At 64.7% G+C, this 20363-nt stretch carries 21 protein-coding genes and 1 pseudogene; 11 read left to right on the top strand and 11 right to left on the bottom strand.

Annotated elements, in window-relative coordinates; genetic code table 11:
* Positions 1-21: 21 nt before the first annotated feature.
* Complete coding sequence (pyrE, locus tag Q9246_RS25865) at positions 22-696, top strand: orotate phosphoribosyltransferase (protein ID WP_306394261.1); 675 nt, start codon at positions 22-24, stop codon at positions 694-696.
* 578 nt (positions 697-1274) lie between these two features.
* Here the strand turns inward: pyrE and gatB are convergent.
* The 3 genes from gatB to gatC form a co-directional block, all read right to left on the bottom strand.
* Positions 1275-2750: an Asp-tRNA(Asn)/Glu-tRNA(Gln) amidotransferase subunit GatB gene (gene gatB, locus Q9246_RS25860; RefSeq protein ID WP_306398273.1), complete on the bottom strand. Its 1476-nt coding sequence runs from the start codon at positions 2748-2750 to the stop codon at positions 1275-1277.
* Between the two features lie 64 nt (positions 2751-2814).
* The gene (gatA, locus tag Q9246_RS25855) at positions 2815-4290 is read right to left on the bottom strand and encodes an Asp-tRNA(Asn)/Glu-tRNA(Gln) amidotransferase subunit GatA (protein ID WP_306394259.1); all 1476 of its coding nucleotides are present in this window, start codon (positions 4288-4290) and stop codon (positions 2815-2817) included.
* 36 nt (positions 4291-4326) lie between these two features.
* Positions 4327-4626 carry an Asp-tRNA(Asn)/Glu-tRNA(Gln) amidotransferase subunit GatC gene (gene gatC, locus Q9246_RS25850; RefSeq protein ID WP_005667818.1) on the bottom strand — a complete coding sequence of 100 codons (300 nt, stop codon included), beginning with the start codon at positions 4624-4626 and terminating at the stop codon, positions 4327-4329.
* A 316-nt stretch (positions 4627-4942) separates the two neighbouring features.
* Between gatC and Q9246_RS25845 the strand changes: the two genes are divergently transcribed.
* Together Q9246_RS25845 and mreC are read left to right on the top strand one after the other, a co-directional pair.
* Complete coding sequence (locus Q9246_RS25845) at positions 4943-5986, top strand: rod shape-determining protein (RefSeq protein ID WP_005667820.1); 1044 nt, start codon at positions 4943-4945, stop codon at positions 5984-5986.
* 100 nt (positions 5987-6086) lie between these two features.
* A complete protein-coding gene (gene mreC / locus Q9246_RS25840; RefSeq protein ID WP_306394257.1) occupies positions 6087-7082 on the top strand; it encodes a rod shape-determining protein MreC in 996 nt (331 codons plus the stop codon).
* Positions 7083-7266: 184 nt separating this feature from the next.
* Here mreC and Q9246_RS25835 read toward each other — a convergent pair whose 3' ends face one another.
* The 7 genes and pseudogenes from Q9246_RS25835 to apaG all read right to left on the bottom strand — a co-directional run bounded on the left by Q9246_RS25835 (position 7267) and on the right by apaG (position 12809).
* A complete protein-coding gene (locus Q9246_RS25835) occupies positions 7267-8802 on the bottom strand; it encodes a phospholipase D family protein (protein WP_306394255.1) in 1536 nt (511 codons plus the stop codon).
* Positions 8803-8808: 6 nt separating this feature from the next.
* The gene (locus Q9246_RS25830) at positions 8809-9585 is read right to left on the bottom strand and encodes an enoyl-CoA hydratase (RefSeq protein ID WP_306394254.1); all 777 of its coding nucleotides are present in this window, start codon (positions 9583-9585) and stop codon (positions 8809-8811) included.
* A gap of 115 nt (positions 9586-9700) precedes the next feature.
* Positions 9701-10489, bottom strand: a complete 789-nt coding sequence (locus Q9246_RS25825) for an isocitrate lyase/PEP mutase family protein (protein WP_306394253.1) — start codon at positions 10487-10489, stop codon at positions 9701-9703.
* Positions 10486-10791 (bottom strand): hypothetical protein, encoded by a 306-nt coding sequence (locus Q9246_RS25820; RefSeq protein ID WP_306398285.1) that lies wholly within the window; start codon positions 10789-10791, stop codon positions 10486-10488. The genes Q9246_RS25825 and Q9246_RS25820 overlap by 4 nt, the downstream gene beginning before the upstream one ends.
* 64 nt (positions 10792-10855) lie before the next feature.
* Positions 10856-11011: pseudogene (locus tag Q9246_RS25815) on the bottom strand (helix-turn-helix domain-containing protein); the annotation flags it as partial.
* Positions 11012-11086: 75 nt separating this feature from the next.
* Positions 11087-12304: a murein transglycosylase A gene (mltA, locus tag Q9246_RS25810; protein ID WP_306394251.1), complete on the bottom strand. Its 1218-nt coding sequence runs from the start codon at positions 12302-12304 to the stop codon at positions 11087-11089.
* Positions 12305-12434: 130 nt separating this feature from the next.
* Positions 12435-12809, bottom strand: a complete 375-nt coding sequence (gene apaG / locus Q9246_RS25805) for a Co2+/Mg2+ efflux protein ApaG (RefSeq protein ID WP_306394249.1) — start codon at positions 12807-12809, stop codon at positions 12435-12437.
* 189 nt (positions 12810-12998) lie between these two features.
* Between apaG and rpe the strand changes: the two genes are divergently transcribed.
* From rpe to Q9246_RS25765, 8 genes are all read left to right on the top strand, one after another.
* Positions 12999-13670: a ribulose-phosphate 3-epimerase gene (gene rpe, locus Q9246_RS25800; RefSeq protein WP_306394248.1), complete on the top strand. Its 672-nt coding sequence runs from the start codon at positions 12999-13001 to the stop codon at positions 13668-13670.
* Positions 13670-14368, top strand: coding sequence for a phosphoglycolate phosphatase (gene gph / locus Q9246_RS25795; protein WP_306394246.1), 699 nt, complete (start codon positions 13670-13672; stop codon positions 14366-14368). Before rpe ends, gph begins: the two co-directional genes overlap by 1 nt.
* Before the next feature lie 205 nt (positions 14369-14573).
* Positions 14574-16070, top strand: coding sequence for an anthranilate synthase component I (trpE, locus tag Q9246_RS25790; protein ID WP_306394244.1), 1497 nt, complete (start codon positions 14574-14576; stop codon positions 16068-16070).
* Between the two features lies 1 nt (position 16071).
* Positions 16072-16635: an anthranilate synthase component II gene (locus tag Q9246_RS25785; RefSeq protein ID WP_306394243.1), complete on the top strand. Its 564-nt coding sequence runs from the start codon at positions 16072-16074 to the stop codon at positions 16633-16635.
* Positions 16636-16798: 163 nt separating this feature from the next.
* Complete coding sequence (gene trpD, locus Q9246_RS25780; RefSeq protein WP_306394241.1) at positions 16799-17839, top strand: anthranilate phosphoribosyltransferase; 1041 nt, start codon at positions 16799-16801, stop codon at positions 17837-17839.
* Positions 17839-18474, top strand: coding sequence for a LysE family translocator (locus Q9246_RS25775; RefSeq protein ID WP_306394239.1), 636 nt, complete (start codon positions 17839-17841; stop codon positions 18472-18474). The genes trpD and Q9246_RS25775 overlap by 1 nt, the downstream gene beginning before the upstream one ends.
* Positions 18475-18483: 9 nt before the next feature.
* On the top strand, positions 18484-19284 hold the full coding sequence (gene trpC / locus Q9246_RS25770; RefSeq protein ID WP_306394236.1) for an indole-3-glycerol phosphate synthase TrpC: 801 nt from the start codon (positions 18484-18486) through the stop codon (positions 19282-19284).
* Positions 19285-19364: 80 nt separating this feature from the next.
* Complete coding sequence (locus Q9246_RS25765) at positions 19365-19868, top strand: TonB C-terminal domain-containing protein (protein ID WP_306394233.1); 504 nt, start codon at positions 19365-19367, stop codon at positions 19866-19868.
* Positions 19869-19870: 2 nt separating this feature from the next.
* Here the strand turns inward: Q9246_RS25765 and Q9246_RS25760 are convergent, their stop codons facing one another.
* Positions 19871-20305 (bottom strand): MerC domain-containing protein, encoded by a 435-nt coding sequence (locus tag Q9246_RS25760; RefSeq protein ID WP_306394232.1) that lies wholly within the window; start codon positions 20303-20305, stop codon positions 19871-19873.
* Between the last annotated feature and the right edge of the window lie 58 nt (positions 20306-20363).

Raw genomic sequence — 20363 nt, 5'->3', positions numbered from 1 at the left:
GACATTCAGTGGGAGAAGTACATGAGTGAACAACAGAGCGACCTGCGCCAGCAATTCATCGGATTTTCGGTCGAGGCCGAGGTATTGAAGTTCGGCCAATTCACGACCAAGGCCGGCCGCCTGTCGCCGTACTTCTTCAACGCCGGCCTGTTCCACGACGGCGCCACGCTGGGCAAGCTGGCCCAGTTCTACGCCCAGACCCTGCTCGACTCCGGCGTCGCGTTCGACATGCTGTTCGGCCCCGCCTACAAAGGCATCACCCTGGCCAGCGCCACCGCCGTCGCCCTGGCGGCGAAGGGCCGCGACACCTCGTTCGCCTACAACCGCAAGGAAGCGAAGGACCACGGCGAGGGCGGCACCATCGTCGGCGCGAAACTGCAGGGCAAGGTCGTGATCATCGACGACGTCATCTCGGCCGGCACGTCGGTGCGCGAATCGGTGACAATGATCCGCGCCGCCGGCGCCGAGCCGGCCGCGGTATTGATCGCCCTGGACCGCATGGAGCGCTCGGGAAAAGACGACGCCCTGTCCGAACTGTCCGCCGTACAAGAAGTCTCGCGCGAATTCAACATCCCGGTCATCTCGATCGCCAACCTCGACGACCTCTTCACCTACCTCGACACCCACACCCAGGACGCCAGCCTGTCCCAGCACAAGGACGCCGTCGCCGCCTACCGCACCCGCTACGGCACCTAAATCAATAGCCCATCAATTAGGGTCAGAGTAGATTTGTTGGGCAATTCCTCAAAGTTGTCAAACAATTCGACTCTGACCCTCATTTAGATTTGCGGAAAGTCTTGCAAATTAATTAGGGTCAGAGTCGATTTGTTGGGCAATTCCTCAAAGTTGTCAAACAATTCGACTCTGACCCTAATTTAGATTTGCGGAAAGTCTTGCAAATTAATTAGGGTCAGAGTCGATTTATTGGGAAATTTTCTAAAGTTGCCAAACAATTCAACTCTGACCCTATTTATTTGTTTGCTCGGCGGAAGTGGTTTAATTTCCTAAGGTGAAAAGCAGTAGAAGTTCTGTGCTGGCTTGAAGATCGCGCCTATATATTGTTGGCTAAAGCGAATTTTCGCGCGTCTTATTACGTAGGGTCAGAGTAGAATTATTAGGCAATTCTCTTATTTGCCTATTAAGTGGGGACGGAGCGCGTGGTTCGAGAAATTTCTTGGCTGTAAATAGAGTGAGGGTCAGAGTCGAATTATCGGCAATTGTGGGAAATTGCTCAATAATTCTACTCTGACCCTCATTCGGGATTGGCTAGGGTTTTAGCCGGCGAGTTTTTGTTTTAGCAGTTCGGTGACCTGGGCTGGGTTGGCCTTGCCTTTCGAGGCTTTCATCGTTTGGCCGATCAGGGCGTTAATGGCGGCTTCTTTGCCGGCGCGGTATTGTTCGACGGATTTGGCGTTGGCGGCCAGGACTTCGTCGACGATCGCTTCCAGGGCGCCAGTGTCCGAGATCTGCTTCAGGCCTTTCTGGTCGATGACCGTGTCGGCCAGCGCTTCGTCGTCCGATCTGGCTTCCCACATGGCGGCGAAGACTTCTTTTGCGGCCTTGTTCGAGATCGTGCCGTCGGCGATGCGCGTCAAGAGCAACGCCAGCTGCGCGGCGCTCACCGGGGATTCCGCCAGGTCGACGCCTTCGCGGTTCAGGGTCGACGAGACGTCGCCCATCATCCAGTTGGCGGCGGCTTTGGCGTTTTCCTTGCCGGCTTTTGCGACCACGGCTTCGTAATAGGTCGCCATCGATTGCGATGCGGTCAGGACCAGGGCGTCGTACTCCGGCAGGCCGTAGTCGCTGGTGAAGCGGGTGCGCATCGCGCCCGGCAGTTCGGGCATCTCGGCCTTCACGCGGTCGATCCAGTCCTGGCCGATCACCAGCGGTGGCAGGTCGGGGTCGGGGAAGTAGCGGTAATCCTGCGCGTCTTCCTTGGTGCGCATCGAACGCGTCTCTTTACGGTCCGGGTCCCACAGGCGCGTCGCCTGCACCACCTTGCCGCCATCCTCGATCAGCTCGATCTGGCGCCGCACCTCGTAGTGGATCGCTTCTTCCATGAAGCGGAACGAGTTCAGGTTCTTGATCTCGCAGCGGGTGCCGAATTCCTTCTGGCCGATCGGACGCACCGAGACGTTGACGTCGCAGCGGAACGAACCCTCCTGCATATTGCCGTCGCAGACGCCCAGCCACATCACCAGCGAGTGCAGGGCCTTGGCATAGGCCACCGCCTCGGCGGCGCTGCGCATCTCGGGCTCGGACACGATCTCGAGCAGCGGCGTGCCGGCGCGATTCAGGTCGATGCCGCTCATGCCGGCGTAATCTTCGTGCAGCGATTTGCCGGCGTCTTCCTCGAGGTGGGCGCGGGTCAGGTTGACGGTCTTCGTTTCCAGCTTGCCGTCCTTCTCGTAGGCGAAGCTGACCGTGCCGCCCTGGACGACCGGATCCTCGAACTGGCTGATCTGGTAACCCTTCGGCAGGTCGGGATAAAAGTAGTTCTTGCGCGCGAAGACCGATTGCGGCGCGATCTTCGCGCCGACCGCCAGGCCGAAGCGGATCGCGCGTTCGACCGCGCCGCGGTTCAGCACCGGCAGCACGCCCGGCAGCGCCAGGTCGACCGGGCTGGCCTGCGTGTTCGGCTCGGCGCCGAAGCGGATCGAGCTGCCGCTGAAGATTTTCGATTGGGTCGTGAGCTGCACGTGGTTCTCAAGACCGATGACGACTTCCCATTGCATAGTATTTCTCTCTATTCTGTGCTGGCGCTGGTTGAACGCGTGGACGGCAAAGCCGTCCACCCAACCGATCGGTGCGCGTTTAAACGCCTTCGGGCGTACGGGTATGCCAGTCGGTCGCCTGCTGGTACTGGTGCGCGATGTTCAGCAGCTTCGCCTCGGCGAAGTAGTTGCCGATGATTTGCAGGCCGACCGGGCGCTTGCCGTTCTTGTCGCCGGAACCGAAGCCGCACGGGATCGACATGCCGGGCAGGCCGGCCAGGCTGGTCGACAGGGTGAAGATGTCGGCCAGGTAGTTCGCCACCGGGTCGTTGGTCTTCGAGCCCAGGTCCCACGCCACCGTCGGCGCCACCGGTCCCATGATCACGTCGCATTTATCCGCGAACGCGGCCTGGAAGTCGTCCGCGATCAGGCGCCGGATCTTCTGCGCCTGCACGTAATAGGCGTCGTAGTAGCCGTGGCACAGCACATAGGTGCCGACCAGGATGCGCCGCTTCACCTCGGCCCCGAAACCTTCGGCGCGGGTTTTGCGGTACATGTCCTGCAAATCCTTGTACTCGCTGGCGCGGTGGCCATAGCGCACGCCATCGAAGCGCGACAGGTTCGACGAGGCCTCGGCCGGCGCGATGATGTAGTAGGTCGGGATCGACAGCGCCGTCTTCGGCAGCGAGATGTCGACCAATACGGCGCCCAGCGCCACGAATTGATCGAGCGCGGCGCGCACCGCGCCTTCGACGTCGGCCGCGAGACCCTCGCCGAAGTATTCCGAAGGCACACCGATGCGCAGGCCGGCCAGCGGCTTGTTCAAGTCACGCGTGTAGTCCTCGCGCACATTACCCTGCTCGACCGTCAGGCTGGTCGAATCGCGCTCGTCGAAGCCGACCATCTCGTTCAGCAGCAGCGCGCAATCCTCGGCAGTCCGGGCGATCGGGCCGCCCTGGTCCAGCGACGAGGCGAAGGCGATCATGCCGAAGCGCGACACGCGGCCATAGGTCGGCTTGATGCCGGTGACGCCGCAGAAGGCGGCCGGCTGGCGGATCGAGCCGCCGGTGTCGGTCGCGGTGGCGGCCGGCGCCAGGCGCGCGGCGATCGCCGCCGCCGAGCCGCCGGACGAACCGCCGGGCACCGCTTGCGCATCCCAGGGATTCTTCACCGCGCCGTAAGCCGAGTTCTCGTTGGCCGACCCCATCGCGAATTCATCGAGGTTGACCTTGCCCAGGGTGACCATGCCGGCCGCCCTGAAGCGGTCGACCACGGTCGCATCGAAGGGAGAGATGTAACCGTCCAGCATCTTCGAGCCGGCCGTGGTGCGCCAGCCGCGGGTGACAAAGATGTCCTTGTGCGCGATCGGCACGCCGGTCAGCGGGCCGGCCGTGCCTTGCGCCAGGCGGGAATCCGCCTCGGCCGCCTGGGCCAGCGTCAGTTCGTGGTCCACGTGCAGGAAGGCGTTGTGCCCGCTGGCGTCGATGCGGCCGAGGTAGTGGCGCGCCAGTTCGGTCGCGGACACCTGTTTCGAGTGCAGGAGCGTGGACAGCTCCTTGATGGTCTTGTTGTGCATGTGCGTGTCGATTCTTTAGCGATTTTCTGGGGCGGATTACTCGATGACCTTCGGCACCAGGTACAGGCCATCCTGCGCCTTCGGCGCCGGCGCCTGGTAGTCCTCGCGGCGGTTCTCTTCGGTCACCGCGTCGTCGCGCAGGCGCAGCGGCAGCGCCAGGATGGCCGACAGCGGCTGGGCCAGCGGCGCCACGCCGGTGGTGTCGACCGCCTGCATCTGCTCGGCCAGCGCGAAGATGCCGTTCAGCTCGGCCAGCGCGGTCTCGGCATGGGCGTCGTCCATGTCGAGCTGGGCCAGGTTGGCGATGCGTTTTACGTCGGAAAGGGTCAGGGACATGGCAGTATGGCGCGGCCAGGGCCGCGCGAAAAATGATTCGACGAATAATGAATGTTAGCAAGTTGTCAGCGAACGGCTTCTTACGGGCGATAAAACCCTGCAAACACCGTTCAAATCGCTTGCAAATCCGTGGGGAAAACCACCGGTATTCAGCATGTAAACGACAAATTATAAGGTAGAATGGCGGGCTAATGCGTTGTCGTGCCGAAAGCCTGGCACCGGCGTAGACGAAGCCCGCGATGCCCTCCGGTTGGCAGGCGCGGCACAGAATCCCCGATCAATGTTTAGGCGCACATTGATGCGCATCAGGACACCCATGTTTGGTTTTTTACGCAGCTACTTCTCGAATGACCTGGCGATCGACCTCGGCACCGCCAACACGCTGATCTACGTCCGCGGCCTGGGCATCGTCCTGGACGAGCCGTCGGTGGTCGCGATCCGCCAGGAAGGTGGCCCGAACGGCAAGAAAACCATCCAGGCAGTCGGCAAGGAAGCCAAGCAGATGCTGGGCAAGGTGCCGGGCAATATCGAAGCGATCCGTCCGATGAAGGATGGTGTGATCGCCGACTTCACCGTCACCGAGCAGATGCTCAAGCAGTTCATCCGCATGGTGCACGACTCGAAGTTCTTCCGTCCGTCGCCGCGCATCATCATCTGCGTGCCGTGCGGCTCGACCCAGGTCGAGCGCCGCGCGATCCGCGAATCGGCGCTCGGCGCCGGCGCGTCGCAGGTCTACCTGATCGAAGAACCGATGGCGGCCGCGATCGGCGCCGGCCTGCCGGTCTCGGAAGCGACCGGCTCGATGGTGGTCGACATCGGCGGCGGCACCACCGAAGTGGGCATCATCTCGCTGGGCGGCATGGTCTATAAAGGCTCGGTGCGCGTGGGCGGCGACAAGTTCGACGAAGCCATCGTCAACTACATCCGCCGCAACTACGGCATGCTGATCGGCGAACAGACCGCCGAAGCGATCAAGAAGGCGATCGGCTCGGCGTTCCCGGGCTCCGAAGTCAAGGAAATGGAAGTCAAGGGCCGCAACCTGTCGGAAGGCATCCCGCGTTCGTTCACCATCTCGAGCAACGAGATCCTCGAAGCCCTCACCGATCCGCTGAACCAGATCGTGTCGGCCGTGAAGAACGCGCTGGAACAGGCGCCGCCGGAACTGGGCGCCGACATCGCTGAAAAAGGCATGATGCTGACCGGCGGCGGCGCGCTGCTGCGCGACCTCGATCGCCTGCTCATGGAAGAAACCGGCCTGCCGGTGCTGGCCGCGGAAGACCCGCTCACCTGCGTGGTGCGCGGCTCGGGCATGGCCCTCGAGCGCATGGACAAGCTGGGTTCGATTTTCTCGTACGAATAAGACGCGCGCGATCGACCGGGGCGGGCAGGGCGTGCGGTCACAAGCTGCGCGCCGCTGCCCGCCGCCGTATTGATCGCCCGGGTTATCACCAACGGACGTCATGGAATACAGTCCTCCGCCGCTGTTCAAACAAGGCGCCCCTGCACGAGTCAAGGCGACGGTCTGCGCGCTGATCGCCGTCGTGCTGCTGTTCGTCGACGCCCGCATGGGATTGCTGTCCGGCGTGCGCCAGGTGGCCGCCACCGTGCTCTATCCGCTGCAGATGGCGGCCCTGGTGCCGCGCGAGGCGCTGGCCAATATGGACGACTACTTCTCGTCGCTCTCCACCTTGCAGAAAGAAGTGCAGGCCCTCAAGCACCAGGAGCTGGTGCAGGCGCGCCTGTTGCAGCAGGCCCAGTTCCAGATGGCCGAGAACGCCCACCTGCGACGCCTGATGGAAGGCAAGCAGCAACTGCCGGTGCAGTCACAGATGGCCGAGATCCTGTACGACGCGCGCGACCCGTCCACCCGCCGCATCGTGATCAACCGCGGCTCGCGCGACGACGTCACCCTCGGCCTGCCGGTGATCGACCATGCCGGCGTGGTCGGCCAGGTCACGCGCGTGTTCCCGTTTACGTCCGAAGTCACGCTGCTGACCGACAAGGACCAGGCGATCCCGGTGCAGGTGCTGCGCAGCGGCCTGCGCAGCATCGTCTATGGCCGCGGCAATACCGGTCAGCTCGACCTGCGCTTCGTGGCCCAGGACGCCGACATCCAGGTCGGAGATGTACTGGTCACCTCGGGCCTGGACGGGATGTATCCGGCCGGGCTGGCGGTGGCGCGCGTGACCCAGGTCGAGAAGGCCACCGGCTCGTTCGGGCGCGTGGTCGGCCAGCCGCTGGCCGGCATCGACCGCAACCGCCAGGTGCTGGTCATCATGTCGCACAACCCGCTGCCGCCACGTCCGGCGCCGGAAGCGCCGCACAGCGCCGGCCGCCGCAACATGCCGAAGATGGAGCCGGTGCCGCAGCCGCCGCTGCCGGCCGCGCCGCTGCCGGCGGCCGGCACGCCCCTGCGTTGCTTCGAATCGTTTTGTTCGTCAGCAGCAGAGGAGTGAGATTATGCTGTATTCCTAAAACCTCGTCAACCCCTTCGTTTCGCTTCGTCGCAGTTTTCACTGCTGACTTCCATGCGCTAACCGTTTGATTTGGCTCGCGTTTTTCGGTCAGTGCAGAAGCGGAGGCGAACTATAGCAAACCAACTGCCGAGTCCGCAAGAGGGCAATAAAGAAAGTGTGGCGACTACAACAGCCAGTCGATCGGCAGCCACGACAGCGCCTTCACCGCGGCGCGCTTGAACCAGCTCGTGCCGGGTTCTTTTTCATGGCGAATTACCTGCTCGCCACGCCGCTCCACCCAGACCACCTCACCCTGCTCGTCCAGCCGCACTTCATAAGCACGTGTTGGCAAAGTACGATCGAGGGTCTCGGTCAGGCGCGTGGCCAGCGCCAGGCTATCGATCACCATCCCCATCTCGGTATTGAGGTGGATCGAGCGCTGGTCGAAATTGAAGGAACCGACGAAGACCCGGTTGCCATCCACGCCAAAGGTCTTGGCATGCAGGCTCGCGTCCGAACTCCCGATCCCGCTTCCGCTGCCGCGCTTTTCGCGCGACGGCTCGTCGGTCGCTTCCCGGCGCAGTTCATACAGGGTCACCCCTGCCTCGAGCAGCGGCTTGCGCCATTTGGCATAGCCCGCGTGTACCGCCGCGACGTCGGTCGCTTCCAGCGAATTGGTCAGTATCCGGGTGCGGGTGCCTTTCCTGACCAGGTCGACGAAGGCGGCAGTCCCCTCCGGACCGGGAACGAAGTACGGCGACACGAGGTCCAGGCTGCGCTGCGGCTCTCCCAGGATCTCCTTGAGCTTGAACGCGATATTCGCTTCCGGCGCCGCCTTTCCCATCACCTTGGCCGGGTCGTCGCTGACAAACCTGGTGCGCGCCCATTCCAGCGGCAAACTCCCGCCAACCAATTGTTCGAGAAATTCCGAACGCTTGATCGCCTCGATATACGCCTGCGCTTCGGCATCCGGTTTCAAGGCCGGCGCGGCCTTGGCATCCGGCGCCAGCAGCGCGAGCGGATAGGCGGACGGACTGTTCCAGTACAGGTCGAAATCGTCCGACACGGCGCGCACCACTGGGCCGGCCGCGATCACATCGAGATCCGCGAACGAGATCTCGCCCGCCGCGCCGAAGTACTCGTCGCCCACATTGCGACCGCCGATGATCGTGACCTGATTATCGGCCGTGAACGATTTATTGTGCATGCGGCGATTCAGGCGCATGAAATCGGCTACCATGCCGGCCGCCCGCATCGAGCGGATGCCGTTCGGATTGAACAGCCGCACCTCGATCATCGGATGGGCGTCGAGCGCGGCCAGGATTTCGTCGAGCCCGGCCGTATTATTGTCGTCGAGCAGAAGGCGCACCCGCACCCCACGCTCGGCCGCATTTCTGAGCGCGTCGAACATCAGCCTGCCGGTGGTGTCGTTACGCCAGATATAGTATTGGACGTCCAGGCTGCGGTCGGCCGCCTCAGCCAGCACGGCGCGCGCGGCAAAGGCGTCGCGGCCATCCGCAAGGGCGTGGATGCCGGCCAGGCCGGGATGCGCCATCGTGAGCGGCATCAAGGCCTTACCGAGGCGGGTGTCGTCGGTGTTGGCATAGGCCGTGCTCGCCACCCTGCCCTCGAGCGGCGGCAGCGACGAGCAACTCGACAGCGCCAGGGTCAGCGCGATCAGCGCCCCCGGCAAGGCCAGCCACACCCTGCGCTTGCCCATCGCCGCTTACAGGCCGTCGAATTCCGGCTTGCGCTTCTCGAGGAAGGCCGACATGCCTTCTTTTTGTGCAGGCGTGCCGAAACCGGCGTGGAAGTAGCGGCGCTCATAGGCGACGCCCTGGCTCAGGGTAGTCTCATAGGCCTGGTTGACGCAATCCTTGATCTGCATCGCCACCGACACCGGCATCTCGGCGATGCCCTGGGCAATCTTGATCGCTTCTTCCATCACCTCGGCCGCGGGGTAGACGCGCGACACCAGCCCGGTGCGCTCGGCCTCGGCCGCGTCGATCATGCGCGTGGTAAGCAGCATGTCCATCGCCTTCGACTTGGAGATCGCGCGCGGCAGGCGCTGGGTGCCGCCGGCGCCCGGGGTGACGCCGACCTTGATCTCGGGCTGGCCGAATCTGGCGCTGTCGGCGGCGATCAGGAAGTCGCACATCATCGCCAGCTCGCAACCGCCACCGAGGCAATAACCCGAGACCACGCCGAGCACCGGCTTGCGGATGTCGAGGATGTGTTCCCAGTTACGGCCAATATAGTTAGTGCCGTAGGTTTCCTGGTAATCGTAATTGGCCATCGCGGCGATGTCCGCGCCCGCCGCGAAGGCCTTGTCGCTGCCCGTCAGTACGATCACATTGATCGCCGGATCCTTGTCGAACTTGCGCAGGGCGTCGCCCAGCTCGTTCATCATATTGTCGTTCAGTGCATTGAGCGCTTTCGGACGGTTCAGGCGCACCACGGCGACCTTGCCGTGGTTCTCGATCAACAGGTCAGCATATTCCATATAACATCCTTATATAGTGTTAAACCTTACTGTTGCGATTGTAGCGCTTTCCGTACACGTAAAGTCGAGCAATCTGTTGATCCAGCCGGGGGCGCGTTCGTACCGGAAAGCGGCGTCAGCCGCTCACCATCAGCGCATTGATGGCGCCATAGCCGGGCGACGGCGCCTCTACCCTTCCCGTGGTGAGGAAGGCGGCGGCCGCATCGCGCACCAGGCCCTGGGCAGCCTCGCCGATCGCCGAGCCGGCGCTCAGCCTGCGCACGCCCAGCGCGCGCAGGCGTTCAGGCGCCGGCAGGCCCGGCAGCGCCATCACGTTCAGCGGCAACGCCACGGCGGCGGCGATGGCGGCAATCTCGCCCTCGTCGCGCAGCCCCGGCACGAACAGCCCGCTGGCGCCCGCCGCACGATACAGCGCGCCCCGGCGGATCGTTTCCGCCGGTTTGCCGTCGCCATCGGCCAGGCCGCGCAGGTAGACGTCGGTGCGGGCATTGATGAACAGGCGCACGCCGGCCGCGTCGGCCACTTCGCGCACGATCGCGATTTTGCTCGCCAGGAGCTCGGGCGCGTCGTTGCCGTCCTCGATATTGATGCCGGCGATGCCCGCGCCGATCAATTCGCGCACCAGCACCGCCACGCCGGCCGGATCGGCGCCATAACCATCCTCGATGTCCACTGACAGCGGCAGCTCGCTCACGCGCCGGATGCCACGCACCGTCGCCAGCAGCAGGTCGGTGGGCAAATGGCTGCCGTCGGCATAGCCGTGCGACCAGGCCACCGCGGCGCTGCTGGTCGCCAGCGCCGTGGCGCCGGCCGCCTGGGCGACGCGGGCGCTGCCGCCGTCCCAGCAATTCGCCAGCATCAGCAGCCCTTCGTGCATCGAATGGAACAGTTCATCGTGGTTCATGCAATCTCCTCTCGTCGGATGGTGGAAGTGTTGACAGGGTGATGAAACAGGTGTTGCGCGGCATAGGCGCGCCATGGCCGCCAGGCCTGGCTGCGCTGGACCAGGACCGGATCGTCGCAGGCGAAGGCATCGCTGTCATGCCGTTCGAACGCCGCGCCATCGCGCAACGCCGCCTGCGCCAGCGCCTTCAGTGCGGCGCGGCCGGATGGGGCGATGGGCAGCGCGGACAGGTCGGCGCCGGCGACCCGCCCGGCGTCCGGGAAAGTAAGCTCCAGGCCGGGCAGGCCCAGCGCTTCCGGCAAGGCTTCGCCGCAGGCCGCGACCAGGGCCGCCGCCGCGGCCGGCCAGCCGGCGCCCGCGTGCGGCCTTGAAGGTTTCGTTGAAGCGACGCACGCTGCCGAAGCCGGCGGCCATCGCCACCGACGTCATCGGCAGCCGGGTTTCATGGATCAGCTGCTTGGCGAACAGGATGCGGCGCGTCTGCAAGGCGCGGTAACAGCTGGTGCGGTCGTTCAAGTCCATACCGGGATTCTGACATGGCCCGGTAACCGAAACTCGCGGAAAACGGACATGGACAGTTTTCCGCGCCCGCCCCACCTATCTGGGCAGCAGCACCCACATTGCGCCCTGCTGCTTCATGAGACCGGCGTTCTCGCTCGCTTCAAGCCCGAAGCCGAAGAAGAAATCGGCCCGCACCGCGCCCCGGATGGCGCCGCCGACGTCCTGCCCCATCACCAGCCGCTGCAGCGGCGCGCCATCCCTGGGCATGGTGGTCGACAGCCACACCGGCGCGCCCAGCGGCAGGATGCTGCGGTCGATGGCGATCGAGCGGCCCGGCGTGAGCGGCACATTGAGCGCGCCGCGCGGGCCGGCGTTGGGATCGCTCACCTTCTGTTCGGTGAAGAAGATATAGCTGGCGTTCACGTTCAGCACTTCCTGGCGACGTGACGGATTGGCCGCCAGCCAGGCGCGGATCGACTGTGCCGACACCTGGTCCGGCGTATAAATACCCTGCTCAACGAACCAGCGCCCGATCGCTTTATACGGATGGCCATTCTGGTCGGCATACCCGACGCGCACGGTGTCGCCGCTGTCGAGCTGCACCCGGCCCGAGCCCTGCACCTCGAGGAAGAACGCCTCCACCGGGTCGTTCACCCACAGCAGTTCCCTGCCCTTGAGCGGCGCGCTGTCGATCTCGGCGCGGGTCGGGTAAGGCACCAGGGTCTTGCCGGACAGGCGGCCGCGCAGGCGCCGGTTCTTCAGGTCGGGATAGATGCCGCCCAGGTCGACCGTGACCAGGTCGTCCGGCACCCGGTACAGCGGCACCTGGTAGGCGCCGCCGCGCTTGCGCGAGCCGTACAGCATGGCTTCGTAGTAGCCGGTCACCAGGCCCGACTCGCTGCCGTCGGGATTGCGCACCTGGTGGGGCACGAAATGGGTCTCGAAGAAACGCCGCACCGCCGCGCCATCCTGCGCATCGACCGCGCCCGCCGCCGCGCACGGTGCTTTCCATTCGGCCGCGCGCGAAGCCAGCACGCTGCACGACTGCTGGAAGGCCGGCCAGGCCTGGCGCAGGTCGTCCTGCTGCCAGCCCGGCAACGCCGCGAAACTCACCGGCGTGAGCGGCGGGGTCGGCGCGGGCGGCTCGGGCGGCGGCTCGGCGGGCGGCGTGGGCGGCACCACGACCGGCCCCACCGGCGGCGGCATCGTGACGGGCGGCTGCGCCGGCTGCTGCGGCGTGGTGCAGGCACTGACGAGGGAGACGAGGACGATCAGGGAGGGTACACTGCGGCGTGTCGTATATATAAGAGACATGGAGACGAAGATGTGGATCCTGATGGTGGAAGCCGGCGTGGCGCTGTTCTTGCTCGTGTTTATCGTCTGGTGGACGATGTTCGCCGGCCGCAAGGACGTCGACCGCAAGGACGACGACGCCGAGCGTTGATCAGTGCAACGAACGCGGCGGCGACAGCACGAATTCGGGGATCGGCGATTCGAAACGGTGGCCGTCCTCGGCCACGCAGAAGTATTCGCCGCGCATCGAGCCCTGGGCGGTGCCGAGCTGGGTGCCGCTGGTGTATTCGAACTGTTCGCCCGGTTGCAGCAGGGGCTGGTGGCCGACCACGCCCAGTCCGCGTACCTCTTGCATCTGGTTGTTGGCGTCAAGGATCACCCAATGGCGTGAGATGAGCTGGGCCGCGATGCTGCCGGTATTCTTGATCGTGATGGTGTAGCTGAACACGAACTGGTTCCGGTCAGGGTCGGATTGCTCCGGCAGGTATTGCGTTCTGACGGTGACAGTGAAATCGTAGGCGGACATCGGGTTTCCTTGGATGATCGTGAACAAGACCGCCACGCTCCGTGCGGCAGCCGGCGCGCCGTGTGGCGCAAACAACAACAATGATACCGCCTGCGGCCGGAATCCGGCGCTGCAAGAGGCCGCAAGAGAGCATCCAGGTCCCCGACCGGCGTAGAATAGCGGCTTCATTCAATCCCGCTCCATCGTCCCATGACCACCTACCGCATCGCTCCCAGCATCCTGTCCGCCGATTTCGCCCGCCTGGGCGAGGAAGTGCGCAACGTCGTCGCCGCCGGCGCCGACATCATCCACTTCGACGTGATGGACAACCACTACGTCCCGAACCTGACCATCGGCCCGCTGGTATGCCAGGCGATCCGCCCGCACGTGGACGTGCCGATCGACGTGCACCTGATGGTCAAGCCGGTGGACCGCATCATTCCCGACTTCGCCAAGGCCGGCGCCAACATCATCACCTTCCACCCCGAGGCCTCGGAACACATCGACCGCACCCTGCAGCTGATCCGCGATAACGGCTGCAAGGCTGGCCTGGTGTTCAATCCGGGCACCCCGATGCACTACCTGGAACACGTGATGGACAAGATCGACATGATCCTCATCATGTCGGTCAATCCGGGCTTCGGCGGCCAGTCCTTCATCCCCGAAGCGCTGAAGAAGATCGCGATCGCGCGCCGCATGATCGACGAGTCGGGCCGCGACATCATGCTGGAGGTCGATGGCGGCATCAAGGCCGAGAACATCGCCGCCGCCGCCGCCGCCGGCGCCGACACTTTCGTCGCCGGCTCGGCCATCTTCGGCAAGCCGGACTACAAGGCCGTGATCGACGCCATGCGCGCCGAATTGGCCACGGTGGCGAAATAATGCGGGCCGGCGCAGCAAGCATCCGGGCCGCCATCGTCGACCTGGACGGCACCATGCTCGACACGGTGCCCGACTTCGAGGCGGCCCTGAACGGCATGCGCGCCGACCTTGGCCTGGGCCCCATCACCCAGGCCGTCATCAAGCCGCTGGTCGGCAAGGGTTCAGAGAAACTGGTGCGCGATGCGCTGCTCCTGGACTGGGACGCGGCGCGGGTAGAAGCCGCGTATGACGACGCGATTGCCGGCTACCAGCGTCACTACCTGGCCATCAACGGCAACCGCAGCACCCTGTTCGACGGCGTGCTCGAAGGCCTGCAGGCGATGCGCGACCTCGGCCTGCGCCTGGTATGCGTCACCAACAAACCTGTTGCTTTTACCCTGCCGCTGCTGGACCAGAAAGGCCTGGCGCCCTACTTCGAGCAGGTCTTCGGCGGCGATTCGTTCGCCAGGAAGAAGCCCGATCCGATGCCGATGCTCGGCGCCTGCGCCGCGCTCGACCTGGCGCCGAGCCGGGTGGTGGCGATCGGCGACTCGTCCAACGATGCCGAAAGCGCCCGTGGCGCAGGCTGCTTCGTGCTGACTGTCCCATATGGATATAACCACGGACGCCCTGTACAAGAAATTCAATCCGATGGTATAGTTGATTCGCTACTCGACGCGGCGAACCTGATCGCTGCACACAATCGCACTGCACACTAAGTCATCTATACATGTTTTTCACCAAAAAACACACTGTCAACCAAACCGGCGCCCTTGAGGCCTGGCTGTGGCGACGCTGGCAATCCTGGGCTAACTAAGCCGTACCGATTGCTGCCGGTGTTCGCGCCTTCGCGATGCCAACCCCGGCAGGTTTTTTGAAGCACACCACCGCCCTCTCCTTCCACCCGGGCGGCCTGGAGAAAACATGACCGAACTCGAATTCAAGTCGCTGGCCAACCAGGGCTACAACCGCATCCCCCTGATCGCGGAAGCCTTCGCCGACCTCGAAACCCCGCTCACGCTCTACCTCAAGCTGGCCCAGTCCCAGCACACCGGCAAGAACACCTTCCTGCTGGAGTCGGTGGTCGGCGGCGAGCGCTTCGGCCGCTACTCCTTCATCGGCCTGCCGGCCCACACGCTGCTGCGCACGAGCGGCAACGTCACCCAGATCGTCAAGAATGGCGAAGTGATCGAGTCGCACGAGGGCAATCCGCTCGACTTCATCGAGGAATATCAGGCGCGCTTCAAGGTCGCCCTGCGTCCGGGATTGCCGCGCTTCTGCGGCGGCCTGGCCGGCTACTTCGGCTACGACACGGTGCGCCACATCGAGCGCAAGCTGGCGCACACCTGCCCGCGCGACGAACTGGGCCTGCCGGACATCCAGCTGATGGTGACCGAAGAACTGGCCGTGATCGACAACCTGTCAGGCAAGCTGTACCTGATCGTGTACGCCGACCCGGGCCAGCCAGAGGCCTATTCGCGCGGCCGCCAGCGCCTGAAAGACCTGCGCATGATGCTGCGCCGGAGCGTCGACGCGCCAGTCACCTCGAGCTCGGTGCGCACGACCGAAGTGCGCGACTTCGGCAAGGAAGACTATCTCAAGGCCGTCGCGAAAGCCCACGAATACGTGATGGCCGGCGACCTGATGCAGGTACAGATCGGCCAGCGCATCCGCAAGCCCTATGTCGATTCGCCGCTGTCGCTGTACCGCTCGCTGCGCTCGCTGAATCCGTCGCCGTATATGTACTACTACAACTTTGGCGACATGCAGATCGTCGGCGCCTCGCCCGAGATCCTGGTGCGCAACGAGCTGTCCCCCGACGGCGGCCGCAAGGTCACGCTGCGCCCGATCGCCGGCACCCGCGGCCGCGGCGCCACGCCCGAGCAGGATGCGGCGCTGGCCGACGAGCTGCTGAACGATCCGAAGGAAGTCGCCGAGCACGTGATGCTGATCGACCTGGCGCGCAACGACATCGGCCGCATCGCCGACATCGGCTCGGTGAAAGTCACCGACCGCATGGTCATCGAAAAATACTCGCACGTGCAGCACATCGTCTCCAACGTCGAGGGCAAGCTCAAGGACGGCATGTCGAACCTCGACGTGCTGCGCGCCACCTTCCCGGCCGGCACGCTGACCGGCGCGCCGAAGGTGCGGGCGATGGAAGTGATCGATGAACTGGAGCCCGTGAAGCGCGGCATCTATGGCGGCGCCTGCGGCTACCTGTCGTTCGGCGGCGAGATGGATGTGGCGATCGCGATCCGCACCGGCGTGATCAAGGACGGCAACCTGTACGTGCAGGCCGCGGCCGGCATCGTGGCCGATTCGATCCCCGAAATGGAATGGCAAGAGACCGAGAAAAAGGCGCGCGCCGTGCTGCGCGCGGCCGAGCAAGTGCAAGATGGCCTGGATGGGGAGTTCTGACATGCTGCTCATGATCGACAACTACGACTCGTTCACCTACAACATCGTGCAGTACTTCGGCGAGTTGGGCGAGGAAGTGCGCACCGTGCGCAATGACGAGATCACGCTGGAGCAGATCGCGGCCATGAAGCCGGACCGCATCTGCATTTCGCCGGGCCCGAAGGCCCCCCGGGATGCCGGCATCTCGCTCGACATCCTGCGCGAATTCAAGGGCAAGCTGCCGATCCTGGGCGTGTGCCTGGGCCACCAGGCGATCGGCGAGGCGTTTGGCGGCAACGTGATCCGCGCCAAGCAGGTCATGCATGGCAAGACCTCGAGCATCGCCCACATCGGCGAAGGCGTGTTTACCGACCTGCCCAGCCCCTTTACGGTGATCCGCTACCACTCGCTGGCGATCGAGCGTTCCTCGCTGCCTTCGTGCCTGGAGGTGACGGCGTGGACCGACGACGGCGAGATCATGGGCGTGCGCCACAAGGACTATGACATCGAAGGGGTGCAATTCCACCCAGAGTCGATCCTGTCCGAGCACGGTCACGCGCTGTTCAAGAATTTCCTGACGCGCTGAACCTAGCGCTATCGTCAGCACCGTCATTCCCGCGAAAGCGGGAATCCAAGTCTTCTCCGCAGCCTGGTATCAATCAAGCAGCCGGGTACGCAATGAACTTAGGTTCCCGCCTCCGCGGGAACGACGGTTTCACCGCTCGCTGAATAAAAAGACTGGAACCATCATGCCGATCACCCCACAAGAAGCGCTGCTGCGCTGTATCGAACACCGCGAAATCTTCCACGACGAGATGCTGCACCTTTTCCGCCAGATCATGGCGGGCGAGATGTCGCCGACCATGGTCGCGGCCCTGACCATGGGCCTGCGCGTCAAGAAGGAAACCATCGGCGAGATCACCGCCGCCGCCCAGGTGATGCGCGAATTCTCGACCAAGGTGCCGATGGCCGACACCACCCACCTGCTCGACATCGTCGGCACCGGCGGCGACGGCGCCAACACCTTCAATATCTCGAGCGCCTCGATGTTCGTGGCGGCCGCCGCCGGCGCGCGCGTGGCCAAGCACGGTGGGCGCAGCGTCTCGTCCTCGTCCGGCAGCGCCGACGTGATCGAGGCCTTCGGCGCCCACATCGACCTGAAACCCGAACAGATCGCGCAGTCGATCGCCCAGACCGGCATCGGCTTCATGTTCGCCCCCAACCACCACGCGGCGATGAAGCACGTGGCCCCGGTGCGCCGCGAGCTGGGCGTGCGCAGCATCTTCAACATCCTCGGGCCGCTGACCAATCCGGCCGGCGCGCCGAACATCCTGATGGGCGTGTTCCACCCCGACCTGGTCGGCATCCAGGTGCGCGTGCTGCAGCGCCTCGGCGCCGAGCATGCGGTGGTGGTCTGGGGCCGCGACAATATGGACGAAGTCTCGCTCGGCGCCGGCACGCTGGTCGGCGAGCTGGTCAACGGCGAGATCCGCGAATACGAAATCCACCCCGAAGACTTCGGCCTGTCGATGATCTCGAGCCGCAACCTCAAGGTGAGCAATGCCGAAGAATCGAAGGCGCGCGTGCTCGAAGCGCTGCGCGGCGAGCCGGGTCCGGCCCACGACATCGTGGCCCTGAACGCCGGCACCGCGCTGTACACGGCCGGCGTGGCCGACTCGATCGAAGCCGGCCTGCACCAGGCGCGCGCGGCGATCGCTTCCGGCGCCGCCATCGCCAAGCTGGAGCAGTTCGTCGCCGTCACCCGGCAACTGGGCGGAACGGCCGCCTGATGTTCGGCATCCACGACCTGCCGGTGTTCGTGGCCGCGGGCCTGATGCTCAACATCATGCCTGGCCCGGATTCGCTGCTGATCATGGCCCGCAGCGCGTCCCAGGGCTGGCGCGCCGGGTCGGCGGCGGCGCTGGGCATCGGCGCCGGCACCTTCGTGCACATCTTCGCGGCGGCACTGGGCCTGTCCGCCGTGCTGGCGACGTCGGCCACCGCCTTCACCGTCATCAAGCTGCTGGGGGCGGCCTACATCCTGTACATGGCATGGGGCCTGTTGCGCAGCAAGCCGGCGGCGCCGGTCACGGTCGCGCCAGTATTGCCACCGCTGTCGTGGCGCCGGATCTTCGCGCAAGGCTTCCTGACCAATGTGCTGAACCCGAAGGTCGCCATCTTCTTCCTCGCCTTCGTGCCGCAGTTCATCGCAGCCGATGCGCCGAACAAGGCGCTTGCATTCATCGTCCTCGGCTGCATCTTCAATCTCAACGGCATGCTGTGGTGCCATGGGCTGGCGCTGTTCACCGCCCAGGCCAGCGCCCGCGTCAAGCTGCCGGCCGCCGCCACGCTGTGGCTCAACCGCGTCACCGGCGGCCTGTTCGTCTGGCTCGGCATCAAGCTGGCGCTCTCGAAACAAACCTGAAGGCTTTCCATGTCCGACATCCTCAACAAGATCCTGGCCGTCAAGGCCGATGAAGTGGCCGCGGCGCGCAAGGTGCGCGACCTGTACAGCCTGCGCAGCGACGTCGAAAGCGACCGCGAAGCGCGCGCCGGACTGCGCGGCTTCGAAGCCGGCCTGCGCGCGAAGATCGCGGCGGGCCAGGCCGGCGTCATCGCCGAAGTGAAAAAAGCCTCGCCGTCGAAAGGCGTGCTGCGCGCCGACTTCCAGCCGGCCGCGATCGCGCACAGCTATGCCGAACACGGCGCGGCCTGCCTGTCGGTGCTGACCGACGTCCAGTTCTTCCAGGGTTCGGTGGAGTACCTGCAGCAGGCGCGCGCCGCCTGCGCGCTGCCGGTGCTGCGCAAGGATTTCATGGTCGATCCCTACCAGGTCTATGAGGCGCGCGCGATGGGCGCCGATGCGATCCTCTTGATCGTCGCCGCGCTCGACCACGGCCTGATGGCCGAACTCGAAGCCTGCGCCATGGAGCTGGGCATGGACGTGCTGGTCGAAGTGCACGACGGTGAAGAACTCGATGCGGCGCTCAAGCTCAAGACCCCGCTGCTCGGCATCAACAACCGCAACCTGCGCACCTTCGAGGTCACGCTCGACACCACGCTCGGCCTGCTGCCGCGGATTCCGAAAGACCGCCTGGTGGTGACCGAGTCGGGCATCCTCGGGACTGGCGACGTGCAGCGCATGCGCGAGGCCGACGTGCACGCCTTCCTGGTCGGCGAAGCCTTCATGCGCGCGGCAAACCCGGGCCAGGAGCTGCAGCGCCTGTTCGCCTAATGTAGAGGAACTCCGGATGCACGGATGGGTCGAACGGTTACGCCAATACCGGCGCGACCTGCGACTGTCCTGCATCCGCCATGAACAACCATCATCGCAGCACATTCCTGTTTCTCGCACTGATCGTGCTCGCGGCCCTGGCCGCATGCGGCGCGCCGACACGGGCGCCAGCACCGCAGCCGCCGCCTGATGCGGCCGTCATCTCGCTGACACCGATCCCCGCACCTCCGCCAACGCGCACACTTGCTGCCTACAAGGCCGACGTCGCGCGCCACGTCATGCAGCGCAATCCAGAAAGAGTATTTGAAGGAGAATTGCCGCCCATGCTGCCGGCGGTGGTGGTGCTCAGTATCACGGTCGACCGCGAAGGCCAGCTGCTCGATGTCCAGGTACAGCGCTCGCGCGACCAGGGTGCATCCGACGTCGCGCTGGCGTCGCTACGCCGCAGCGGACCGCTGCCCCCGCCCGATGGCCTGGGGCCACAACATGCCGACCTGATGACGTTTTCCGAGACTTTCCTGTTTGGAGAACGCTATCGCTTCCAGATCCGGACGCTGGCAGGGCCGCAACGCGCGGGCCTGTAGGATTAACGAGAGTGGCAGGATGCCGGGGCCGAATGGCCTGCATCGTCTTGCGCGGCGGCGCCGCAACGCTTGCAGTGACGGCGATTGCGCAGGTGCGCATACAGCAGCATGAATCCACTGATGACGGCAAACACGGCTTCGGCGACTTCGCCGAATAGCGGGCTCACGATGAACACGGCGCCCAAGAAGATCGCCAGGCCGGCGCAACCGATCAGCAAGGTGGTCTTGTCACGGTGCTTCAGGTAGCCGGGCACCAGCGCCAGCAAGACCGGCAAGGTGATCGCCGCGATCAGCGTGTCATGGAAGGTATCGTGCACATGCGCCAACCCGAGCATCGGAAACGCCAGGATCACGAGCGGCATCGCCATGCAGTGCAGCAGGCACAGGATCGATGCCGTCATGCCGGCGACATCGCCGTATTTGATCAGGGATTTCATGAACCCTGTTCCTTTCTCGAGAACCAGCGCCGCGGGTGTCAAACCCGCCGGGGCCGGT

It is taken from the genome of Telluria beijingensis, assembly GCF_030770395.1.
GTDB classification, from domain to species: Bacteria; Pseudomonadota; Gammaproteobacteria; order Burkholderiales; family Burkholderiaceae_D; genus Telluria; species Telluria beijingensis.
The sequence above is the reverse complement of the archived record's forward strand: the minus strand, read 5'-3'. Positions and strand labels throughout refer to the sequence as shown.

Excerpts from the sequence above, each read along its gene's own strand:
- pyrE (WP_306394261.1), top strand. The coding sequence starts at position 22 with ATGAGTGAACAACAGAGCGACCTGCGCCAGCAATTCATCGGATTTTCG.
- gatA (WP_306394259.1), bottom strand. The coding sequence starts at position 4,290 with ATGCACAACAAGACCATCAAGGAGCTGTCCACGCTCCTGCACTCGAAA.
- gatC (WP_005667818.1), bottom strand. The coding sequence starts at position 4,626 with ATGTCCCTGACCCTTTCCGACGTAAAACGCATCGCCAACCTGGCCCAG.
- Q9246_RS25845 (WP_005667820.1), top strand. The coding sequence starts at position 4,943 with ATGTTTGGTTTTTTACGCAGCTACTTCTCGAATGACCTGGCGATCGAC.
- mreC (WP_306394257.1), top strand. The coding sequence starts at position 6,087 with ATGGAATACAGTCCTCCGCCGCTGTTCAAACAAGGCGCCCCTGCACGA.
- Q9246_RS25835 (WP_306394255.1), bottom strand. The coding sequence starts at position 8,802 with ATGGGCAAGCGCAGGGTGTGGCTGGCCTTGCCGGGGGCGCTGATCGCG.
- Q9246_RS25830 (WP_306394254.1), bottom strand. The coding sequence starts at position 9,585 with ATGGAATATGCTGACCTGTTGATCGAGAACCACGGCAAGGTCGCCGTG.
- Q9246_RS25825 (WP_306394253.1), bottom strand. The coding sequence starts at position 10,489 with ATGAACCACGATGAACTGTTCCATTCGATGCACGAAGGGCTGCTGATG.
- mltA (WP_306394251.1), bottom strand. The coding sequence starts at position 12,304 with ATGTCTCTTATATATACGACACGCCGCAGTGTACCCTCCCTGATCGTC.
- apaG (WP_306394249.1), bottom strand. The coding sequence starts at position 12,809 with ATGTCCGCCTACGATTTCACTGTCACCGTCAGAACGCAATACCTGCCG.
- rpe (WP_306394248.1), top strand. The coding sequence starts at position 12,999 with ATGACCACCTACCGCATCGCTCCCAGCATCCTGTCCGCCGATTTCGCC.
- gph (WP_306394246.1), top strand. The coding sequence starts at position 13,670 with ATGCGGGCCGGCGCAGCAAGCATCCGGGCCGCCATCGTCGACCTGGAC.
- trpE (WP_306394244.1), top strand. The coding sequence starts at position 14,574 with ATGACCGAACTCGAATTCAAGTCGCTGGCCAACCAGGGCTACAACCGC.
- Q9246_RS25785 (WP_306394243.1), top strand. The coding sequence starts at position 16,072 with ATGCTGCTCATGATCGACAACTACGACTCGTTCACCTACAACATCGTG.
- trpD (WP_306394241.1), top strand. The coding sequence starts at position 16,799 with ATGCCGATCACCCCACAAGAAGCGCTGCTGCGCTGTATCGAACACCGC.
- Q9246_RS25775 (WP_306394239.1), top strand. The coding sequence starts at position 17,839 with ATGTTCGGCATCCACGACCTGCCGGTGTTCGTGGCCGCGGGCCTGATG.
- trpC (WP_306394236.1), top strand. The coding sequence starts at position 18,484 with ATGTCCGACATCCTCAACAAGATCCTGGCCGTCAAGGCCGATGAAGTG.
- Q9246_RS25765 (WP_306394233.1), top strand. The coding sequence starts at position 19,365 with ATGAACAACCATCATCGCAGCACATTCCTGTTTCTCGCACTGATCGTG.
- Q9246_RS25760 (WP_306394232.1), bottom strand. The coding sequence starts at position 20,305 with ATGAAATCCCTGATCAAATACGGCGATGTCGCCGGCATGACGGCATCG.